8 protein-coding genes are annotated in these 8,968 nt (G+C 68.6%); 7 read left to right on the top strand and 1 reads right to left on the bottom strand.

Annotated features, from left to right (window positions below):
• The coding region (locus ACT4N8_RS11700) for an adenylate/guanylate cyclase domain-containing protein (RefSeq protein ID WP_444858303.1) at positions 1 to 1,534 on the top strand (1,534 nt) is incomplete at its 5' end.
• Positions 1,515 to 2,225: a hypothetical protein gene (locus ACT4N8_RS11695; RefSeq protein WP_444858302.1), complete on the top strand. Its 711-nt coding sequence runs from the start codon at positions 1,515 to 1,517 to the stop codon at positions 2,223 to 2,225. The genes ACT4N8_RS11700 and ACT4N8_RS11695, both read left to right, overlap by 20 nt.
• Before the next feature lie 28 nt (positions 2,226 to 2,253).
• Here ACT4N8_RS11695 and ACT4N8_RS11690 read toward each other — a convergent pair whose 3' ends face one another.
• Positions 2,254 to 4,407 (bottom strand): M3 family metallopeptidase, encoded by a 2,154-nt coding sequence (locus ACT4N8_RS11690; protein WP_444858301.1) that lies wholly within the window; start codon positions 4,405 to 4,407, stop codon positions 2,254 to 2,256.
• A gap of 180 nt (positions 4,408 to 4,587) precedes the next feature.
• Here ACT4N8_RS11690 and ACT4N8_RS11685 point away from each other — a divergent pair, with 180 nt between their 5' ends.
• From ACT4N8_RS11685 to ACT4N8_RS11665, 5 genes are all read left to right on the top strand, one after another.
• Positions 4,588 to 5,268, top strand: a complete 681-nt coding sequence (locus ACT4N8_RS11685) for a cyclic nucleotide-binding domain-containing protein (RefSeq protein ID WP_444858300.1) — start codon at positions 4,588 to 4,590, stop codon at positions 5,266 to 5,268.
• Between the two features lie 61 nt (positions 5,269 to 5,329).
• On the top strand, positions 5,330 to 6,223 hold the full coding sequence (locus tag ACT4N8_RS11680) for a radical SAM protein (protein ID WP_444858299.1): 894 nt from the start codon (positions 5,330 to 5,332) through the stop codon (positions 6,221 to 6,223).
• Positions 6,207 to 6,926, top strand: a complete 720-nt coding sequence (locus ACT4N8_RS11675) for an iron-containing redox enzyme family protein (RefSeq protein WP_444858298.1) — start codon at positions 6,207 to 6,209, stop codon at positions 6,924 to 6,926. Before ACT4N8_RS11680 ends, ACT4N8_RS11675 begins: the two co-directional genes overlap by 17 nt.
• 3 nt (positions 6,927 to 6,929) lie before the next feature.
• Complete coding sequence (locus ACT4N8_RS11670; RefSeq protein WP_444858297.1) at positions 6,930 to 8,393, top strand: MBOAT family O-acyltransferase; 1,464 nt, start codon at positions 6,930 to 6,932, stop codon at positions 8,391 to 8,393.
• The coding region (locus ACT4N8_RS11665; RefSeq protein ID WP_444858296.1) for a hypothetical protein at positions 8,380 to 8,968 on the top strand (589 nt) is incomplete at its 3' end. The genes ACT4N8_RS11670 and ACT4N8_RS11665, both read left to right, overlap by 14 nt.

The raw sequence follows: 8,968 nt of genomic DNA, 5'->3' as shown, positions 1-8,968 counted from the left end.
CCGCCGAATCGGCCCCGGCCAGGTCCGCCCGGCGAGCATCCTCCTGGAGCCGGACCAGGCCGACGGGGTGATGCGGCGGTGGACCCGCGCGCGCGCCGGCCTGCCGCCTTCGCTCGCCAACGCGATGACGAGCGAAAACCCGGCGTTCCGCGACCATGCCGGGAGCATCGACTTCCGCCTGCCCGCGGAAGGCGATCGCTTCCCCAAAATCTCGATCGAGGAGCTGGCGGCGATCGAGGAATTGCCGGCCGAGGTGCGGCCGATCATCGAGGCCGCGTTCCGCGACCGGATCGCCGGCCGCTACGTGCTGATCGGCGGCGACATCAACGATCTCGACGATTTCGAGACGCCGATGACCCGCTTCGAGGGCGGCGGCTGGATGAAGGGCCTCGAGGTCCACGCCCAGATGCTCGACCAGCAGCTCGACGGACGGATGCCGACCCGACCGCCGCCGTGGACTATGTGGCTCGCTGCCGTGCTTGCGGTCGGCGCAGGGGCGCTGGCCAGCCTGATCGAGCGCGGCTGGCGGCTGGGCGCAGCCTTGGTGGTGCAGCTCGCCTTGATCGGCGGCCTCCCCTTCCTGCTCCAGCGGCTCGACGTCGAGACGCTCGGCCTGCCCGCCTTCGGCTGGGGCGTCGGCTGGCTGCTCGCTTTCGTCGGAGTCGGCGCGGCGGCGCGCGCGGTGGGCTCGGAGCAGCGCCGCTTCGCCCAGTCGGCGCTCGGCAAATATCTCCCGCCCGACGTGGCGCGCGAGATCATGCGCGATCCCGACCAGCTCTCGCTCCACGGCGAGCGGATGCCGATCTATGCCCTGTTCACCGACCTCGAGGGCTTCACCAAGCTCTCCCACGCCGTCTCGCCCGAGCAGCTCTCCGCCCTGCTCAACCGCTATCTCGACCAGATGAGCGAGATTGTGCTCGCCCATGGCGGCACGATCGACAAGTTCGTCGGCGACGCGGTGGTCGCCTTGTGGGGCGCGCCGATCGCCCGCCCCGACGATGCCGATCGCGCCCTCAAGGCGGCGATCACGATGTACGAAGGCGGCAATCTGTTCGCGGAAGGCGCCGACCCAGATCTGCCGCCGATCGGCGTCACTCGGGTCGGCCTCCACCATGGCGAGGCGGTGGTGGGCAATTTCGGCGGCGAGGGTCGCATCCAGTATACCGCTCTGGGCGACGCGATGAACACCGCCGCCCGGCTCGAATCCGCCAACAAGCAGCTCAGGACGACCGCGCTGGTAAGCAGCGAGGCGAAAGCGGGAACGACGTTCGACGTTTTCCGCCCGATGGGGCGGATCGTGGTCAGCGGACGGGCGACGCCGGTCGAGGTCTGGGAGCCCGTGCCTGGCATGGACTCCGAGCTGCGCGGTCGGCTCAACGCGCTCTGGCTTCGCTTCGACGGCGGCGACGGAGAGGCGCTCGTTCAGCTTCAGGCAATCGCCGATGCGCACAAGACGGATGCGGCATTGGGGTTATTCGTATACAGGATCGGTGAAGCCGGTCCGGGAGGTCATTTTGTCCTTGGTTCGAAATAACGCTCTTCGCCTGGCCCTCACGGCCATTCTCGCCAGCGCGGCCACCGCCGCGAGCGCCAACATTCTCGTCGTGCGCTCCTCCGGCCCGTCGGCGGCGACCTATCCGCCCGGCCGCTCGCTGCCGGACAATAGCCGGGTCACGCTGCGCGCCAACGACGTGCTGGTCGTGCTCGACGGTCGCGGCACCCGCACCTATCGCGGCGCCGGCGCGGTCAACCTGTCGCAGGCCCAGGCCGGAACCCGCACGGTCGTTGCCGCCAACGGCCAGCGCGCCCGGGTCGGCGCGGTCCGCAGCGCCGCCATCTTCCCGTCCAATCCGAGCACCTCGATCTGGCAGATCGACGCGAGCCAGGGCGGCACGGTCTGCCTGCCGAGCGCGGCCGAGGCGACCTTGTGGCGACCGGACGCGACGCGCAGCGGCAGCCTGACGATCGGCGGCCCCGGCGGCGCCTCCCAGCAGGTCAACTGGCCCGCCGGGCAGGCGACTTTGGCCTGGCCGGCCGCGATGCAGATCGCCGACGGCGCCGAATACAGCCTCAGCCAGCCGGGCGTCGCCGTGCCCACCCAGGTTCGCGTCAAGCTGATCGGGCCGATCCCGGGCGACCTGCCCGGCGTCGCCGCGACCCTGATCCGCAACGAGTGCCAGGAGCAGCTCGACCTGCTCGTCGCGGCAGCGCCGATCGATCAGTAGCAATGCCCCGGCCTCGGCCGGGACATTTTCACTCCGTCGGGAAGCCCCGCTTTCTCAGCAGCGCGTTGACGTCCGGGTCGCGGCCGCGGAAGGCGCGGTAAGCCGCGGCGCGGTCGGTCTCGTTGCCGGTCGAAAGCAGGATTTCGGCGAAGCGGCGCGCGGTCGCCGGATCCCAGACATTGCCCGCTTCCTCGAACGCGGCCCAGGTGTCGGCGTCCATCGTCTCCGACCAGAGGTAGGAATAATAGCCGGCCGAATAAGCGTCGGACGAGAAGAGGTGGCCGAATTGCGGCAGTCGGTGCCGCATGACGATCTCGTGCGGCATGCCGATCCGCGCCAGCGTCTCCCGCTCGAACGCGTCGGGATCGACCTCGCCGTCCGGGCGGATGTGCAGCGCCATGTCGACCAGGGCCGAGGAGAGATATTCGACCGTGGCGAAGCCCTGGTTGAACTGCTGGGCGGCCTCGATCCGCTGCACCAGCTCCTGCGGCATCGGCTGGTTGGTCTGGTAGTGGCGCGCGAAGCGGTTGAGGATCTCGGGTGTCAGCAGCCAGTTTTCGTGCACCTGGCTCGGATATTCGACGAAGTCGCGCGGCGTTCCGAGCAGGTTCGGATGGTGCACGTCCGACAGGAAATAATGGATAGCGTGGCCGAACTCATGGAACAGCGTCTCGGCGTCGTCGAGGCTGATCAGCACCGGCTCGCCGGGGCCCGGCTTGGTGAAATTGTTGTTGTTCGAGCCGAGCACGATGTCCTCGCCCAACAGGCCCGAGCGGCTGCGATAGGTGGTCGCCCAGGCGCCCGAGCGCTTGCCGGTGCGGGCGAACATGTCGCCGTAGAAGATGCCGACGTCGCGCCCCTCGCGATCGGTGACGTGCCAGGTCCGGATGTCGGGATGGAAGACCGGCACCTGGCCGGTATTCTCGCGGAACTGGAGGCCGTAAAGCTGGCCCGCCATGTGGAACATGCCCTCGATCATGTTGGAGAGCTGGAAATAGGGCTTGATCTCGTCCTGCGAGAGGTTGAACCGCTCCTGCCGGACCTTCTCCATATAATAGCGATAGTCCCAGGGATCGATCCGGGGGTTGTGGCCGAGCCGGCGCGCGACCGCCTCCTGGTCGCGAACCTCCTCGCGCACGCGCGCGACGGCGGCGGGCCAGACGCGCATCATCAGCTCCTGCGCGCGCGCGGGCGTGCCGGCCATCGTGTCCTGCATCCGCCAGTGGGCATGGCTCTCATAGCCGAGCAGGCGAGCGCGCTGGGCGCGGATGCGGACGATCTGGCGGATCGTGTCGTTGGTGTCGTTGGCGTCATTATTGTCGCCGCGGTTGACGAAGGCGCGCCAGACCCGCTCGCGCAGCGCTTCGTCGTCGGCGAAGGTTAGGATCGGATCGACCGCCGAGCGGGTGTTGACGATCGCGAACTGGCCTTCGGGCAGGTTGCGCTCTCGCGCCGCCGCCGCCGCCGCGTTGCGCACGTCCTGGGGCACGCCGCCGAGCTGCGCCGCGGTGGCGACGATGAAGGTCTGCTCGTCGGCGAGCAGGCGCTGGCTGAACTGGGCGAACAGCCGCGCCAGCTCCTGATTGAAAGCGGAAAGCTGCTGCTTCTGCTCCGGGTTGAGATTGGCGCCGCGGCGGACGAACTGCTCGTAGAGGCGGGTGACGACGCGCTGCTCCTGGGCGCTGAGCCCGGCGCTCTCGCGCGCCTCATAGACCGAGCGGATACGCTGGAAGAGCGCCGGATTGAGATTGATCTCGTCCGATGCGGCGGCGAGCCGCGGCCCCCATTCGCGCTGCAGCGCCTGATAGGCGGGGGTGCTCATATTGCTGGTCATCACGCCGAACACGGAGCCGACGCGGTCGAGCCGCCGGCCGGCGCGCTCCATCGCCTCCACGGTGTTGGCGAAGGTGGGCGCGGCCGGATTGTTCGCGATCGCCTCGATCTCGCGCCGCTGCTCGGCGATGGCGAACTCGAAAGCGGGCGAGAAGAGCTCGGGGGTCACCCGGTCGAACGGCGGCAGGCCGCCATAGGGGCCCGCCCAGTCTGCGAGCAGGATGTTATCGGGAACTGCAACGCTCGCCGCGCCTCCGGGGGCCGCAGCGTCGGGGGTCGCGGTCGTGCACGCCGTGGTCGTGCCAAGCGCGATCAGGGCCGCGCCGGCCAGAAAAATGCTCTTCTTCACGATTCGTCTCTCCGTCTTCGATGGGAGCCGGCGCACGAGCCCGGGGCGCCGGCCGTCTCGGAACCTCCATAGTGGGACAAGCCTGAACCGGATGCAACGCGCCCGCCGGGGTCTTTTCCGCGGGCCCGGATTGGCGCATGGTGGCGCCGGGCTTTTCCCAAACGACCAACGGGGACACGATTGCCGCCGGCCGACGCCTTGCTGCTGCACTTGAGCTATGCGCTTCTGCTCGCGGCGGTACTCGTCGCGCGGCCCTTCACCTTGCGGCTGCTGATCGCTTTGGCTGCGCTTAGCGGGCTCGGCCGAGCGCTCTGGATCGGCGACCTCGCAAGCGCGATCTGGCTGGGCCTGCTGCTCCTCGCCTGTCTCTATCTGCTCGGCCGCAACCTCTACGAGAGCCGCGACGTGCGCTTCAGCGCCGAGGAGAAAGGCATGCTCGACGGCCTCGTCGCCGGTCTCTCCAAAACCCAGGCGCGGCATCTGATCGATCAGGGCATGTGGCTGAACGGCAAGGAAGGCGACGTGCTGACCCGCGAGGGCGAGCCGGTCGAGCATCTCTATTATCTCGCCGAGGGCGAGGCGCGGGTGATGAGTTCGGGCGCACGGGTCGGCACCTGCCGCGCCGGCGACCTGGTCGGCGAGCTCACCGTCCTGTCGGGCGAGGTCGCCAGCGCCACGGTGGTCCTGAACGGCCCGGCCCGCTTCTGGTGCGCGCCGGCCGACGATCTGCGCCCCTATGTCGAGGCGCACGAAGACATCCGCCGCGCCGTCGAGCACGGCTTCGCCACGGCGCTCAAGGCCAAGCTCCGCGCCAGCAATCGGACGATCGCCGAGGCGAGCGGCGCGGCGCCGCCCGCTTAGGTCTCGCATTTGCCTTTTGGCCCTCTTCCGTCGATGCTGGGCCGGGCAGCGGGGGAAAACGATGCTTCTGGACGAGCTCAGAATCGAGCCGACGGCCGGCGAAGCACTGGAGCGGCTGCGGCGGGCTCACCGCAGCTCGGGGACCCGCTTCCCGCCCGAGGATTCGCCGTTCGGCACCTTGTTCGTCGACCTCACCCATCGCTGCAACATGGCCTGCCGCAATTGCTACATTCCGGTGCGGGAGCTGCCCGATCTGCCGGTGGAATGGCTCTACGGCGTGCTTCGGCGCCTGCCCCGCCGGACCCGCATCCGTCTCGCCGGCGCGGAGCCGACCGTGCGCCGCGACCTGCCTGAGATCATCGCCCGGGTGCGCGCGCTCGGCCACATCCCGGTGCTGCTGACCAACGGGCTCAAGCTCGGGCGGCGGTCCTACGTCGCGGAGCTCAAGAGCGCCGGGCTGCGCACGATCCACTATTCTGCCAATGGCGGCCTTCGCGACGAGCTCTACGAGGCGATCGACGGCATGCCCTGCGCCGACCGCAAGCGAGAGGGGCTTGAAAACGCCATCGCCGAGCGGATGAATGTGACTGTCGGCATGATCCTCGTGCCCGGCGTCAACGATTTCCATTTGCCCGAGTTTCTTGGCTGGATGCTCGCCCGGGGTGTGCGCGACATCCATTTCCGGTCGGTGGGCGCGACCGGTCGGCATATGGAAGGCAAGCCATTCACCCTCGACGATTTGGAGGACCGCCTGCGCGAGGCGCTGCCGCCCCGTTCGCCCGCGCTTAGGATGACGGCCGAGGGCGGTTCTAGTCGCGATTATCGTCTCGGCAAGGTCGGCATCCAGCTGACGCAATGGCCCGATCTCGGCAGCCGGGAGCGGGGGCGGGTAACGCCCGAGGCTATGGTCGAGCCTATGTTTGAAAGCATTCTTTCCAATGAATTCCACTATTGAGCCGCTGGACCGGGAGGAGCTTGAGCGCCGGCTGCGCGCCGCGATCGACGCTTGGCCCTACGGCGCGACCCGCTTCTACCGCCTGATCGCGAGCGGCCGCTGCCCGGCGAGCTTCATGCGGCGCTACGCGCGCTCGACCTATTTGTCGGCCAAGCTGTTCTGCGCCAGCATCGCCGAGATGGTGGAGACGGCGCCGGACCCCGAGGCGCGCCTGATCCTGCTCGAAAATCTGCTCGAAGAGGAAGGCGCCGTGCTCCGCCGCGACCGCGGCCTCGTCGTGCGGCCCGATCAGTCCCATCCGGCGCTGGCACTGCGCTTCGTCAAGGCCTGCGACGCCGAGGGCGACGAGGGCGGCGACCCGCTCCATGCGACCGGCGAAGGACGGGCGATGCTGGCGGCGGGCCGCTGGCTCGAGGCTGTCGCCTATCTGCTGGTCGGCCAGGAGCTCAGGTTCGCCGAGACGTCGGGCGCCTTCTTTCGGGCGCTGCGCGACAACGGCTTTGCCGAGCGCGACCTCGCCTTCTTCGCGGTCCATGAGACCGCCGACGCGGCGCACGGCCGGCAGGCGCTGGACCTCGTCATCGACCGCGCCGTCACGCGCGGCCAGCAGGACGCGGCGATCGCCGCCGCGGGCGCCGGCGCGCGCGCATGGTTCGAGGCGCATGGGGGCGGTGCGCGGCTGGCCGAATCCGTCGCCGCCTAGCGGATGAACTTCACCGCCTGGCAGTTCCTGCTGCTTTTCCTGCCGCTCACCGTCGCCGCGTTTCACGCGCTTCGCGGCCCTCGCGCCGCTCCTCTGCGCCAGGCGCTGCTGATCGCGGCCTCCTTGTTCTTCTATGGGGTGTCGGGCCTGGGCAATCTCGGCGTGCTGGCCCTCTCCATGGCGGGCAATTTCAGCGCGGGCCTCTTGCTCGGCGGCGAATCTCTGCGGAACCGCGCGCCGCGCCGGGCGGCGATGTGGACCGGGGTCGCGTTCAACCTCGCGCTCCTGCTCATTTTCAAGCTTCTCGCGCTCGAAGACCCGGCGGAAGACGGCTTTCTCTCGAGCGAGCGAATCCTGATCCCGCTCGCTCTGTCGTTCGTCACCTTCCAGCAGATCGGCTTCGTCGTCGCCTGCTACAAAAGGCAGGTCGTTCGTCCCGGCCTGCTCGACTATCTCTTTTTCGTCGCCTTCTTCCCGCAGCTGGTAATGGGGCCGATCGTCCGCTTCGACAAAGTCGAGGCGCAGCTGAAGGCGGGCGCGCTGGTCCGCGTCACGCGAACCGATTTTGCCGTCGGTCTCGCCATCTTCCTGTTCGGCCTCGCCAAGAAGGTGCTGCTCGCCGATCCGCTGTCAGGGCCGGTCGAGCGGGTCTTCGAAGCCCAGGCGCTGGCCGGCGCGACGACGATCGAAAGCTGGTTCGCGATCGTCGCCTTCCAGCTCCAGCTCTTTCTCGACTTCTCCGCTTATGACGAAATGGCGATCTGTCTGGGCCGGATGTTCTGCATCGAGCTGCCGATAAATTTAGATCGTCCTTTGAACGCGATCAATCGGTTCGACCTCTGGCGGCGCTGGCACATCACCTTCGTCATGTTCATGCGGGTTCATGTCTTCCTGCCGCTGGTGCGCCACGCAAGGCTGCCCGTGGCCGGGGCGCTCGCCGTCACCGGCATTCTCTCGGGCCTGTGGCATGGCTTGGGCTGGACGTTCGTGATCTGGGGGCTGCTCCAGGCTGCGATTTTGTTGCTCGTTCATTACCGCAGCAAATGGCGGCGAGGCGTGGCGAATCCCAAGGGCGCGCGCCGCATCGTCGCCATATTGCTCACCTTTCTCACCAGCGTGTTGATCGGAACGCTGTTCCGGGCGCCGAACCTGGAAACCGCCGAACAGGTTTACGGCGCGCTGCTGCCCTGGAACGGGCTGCCCGGCCCGAGCACCGCGCTGGTCGCCCGCGACTGGCTGATCGCCGCGATCGCCGCCGCCTTCATCTGGGGATGGCCCGACGCCCAGGATTTCTTTCGCCGATACTGGACGGCGATCGATCCGCGCCCCGATCCGCCGCGCCGCCCCGCCGCGCCGTGGGTGCAGTTCGAGTTCAATCGAGCCTGGGCTGTCGCGGGGGGGCTGACAGTCGTCGCGATTCTCCTGATGCTCGAGCAAAGCGGACGGTTCATCTATGTCCAGTTCTGACGCCCGCGCGACATCGGCCCTGGCCTGGCTGTTCGGCACGGTCGCTATTGCAGCGGCGGCGCTGCTGCTTGCCACCTGGCTGGTCGATCCGCTGGGCCAATTGCCCGGTGCTCGGCTCTGCGCGCCGGGCATGAAGCGGCTTGGCGACGAGACGCGTGATGTGCTGGCAGTTATGCGCCAGCCGCAGGAGGCGTTCCTCGGCACGTCGCGCGTCGCGCGCGGCTTCGCCCATGAAGATGTCGAGGCCATGCTCCGCCGGCCGGCGGCCAATCTCGGCCTCTCCGCGGCGAGCATCGAGGACGTCGATCATCTTGCCCGCCACGCGATGCGCGCCGCGCCGGTTGGGCGGCTCTGGATCGGCCTGGACTTCGCTCAGTTCGGTGGGATGGCCGCTCCGGGGCGTACGCTCCGGCTGCCAACGTACGACACGTCCGCGGAGGGCGTCGCGCGGCGCCGCGCCAGGTTCGATGGGGAAGCAAATCGCGCCACCCATCACCTGGCAATAGAGCCCGAGCGGTTAGCGCGGCCGGCGGCCAATCTCGGCCTCTCCGCGGCGAGCATCGAGGACGTCGATC

This window comes from Sphingosinicella sp., from assembly GCF_052387495.1.
Lineage (GTDB): Bacteria > Pseudomonadota > Alphaproteobacteria > Sphingomonadales > Sphingomonadaceae > Allosphingosinicella.
This window is presented reverse-complemented; position numbering and strand designations above follow the sequence as displayed.

Bases quoted from the DNA above. Each gene is read 5' to 3' on its own strand.
- ACT4N8_RS11680 (WP_444858299.1), top strand. From the start codon at position 5,330: ATGCTTCTGGACGAGCTCAGAATCGAGCCGACGGCCGGCGAAGCACTG.
- ACT4N8_RS11675 (WP_444858298.1), top strand. From the start codon at position 6,207: ATGAATTCCACTATTGAGCCGCTGGACCGGGAGGAGCTTGAGCGCCGG.
- ACT4N8_RS11670 (WP_444858297.1), top strand. From the start codon at position 6,930: ATGAACTTCACCGCCTGGCAGTTCCTGCTGCTTTTCCTGCCGCTCACC.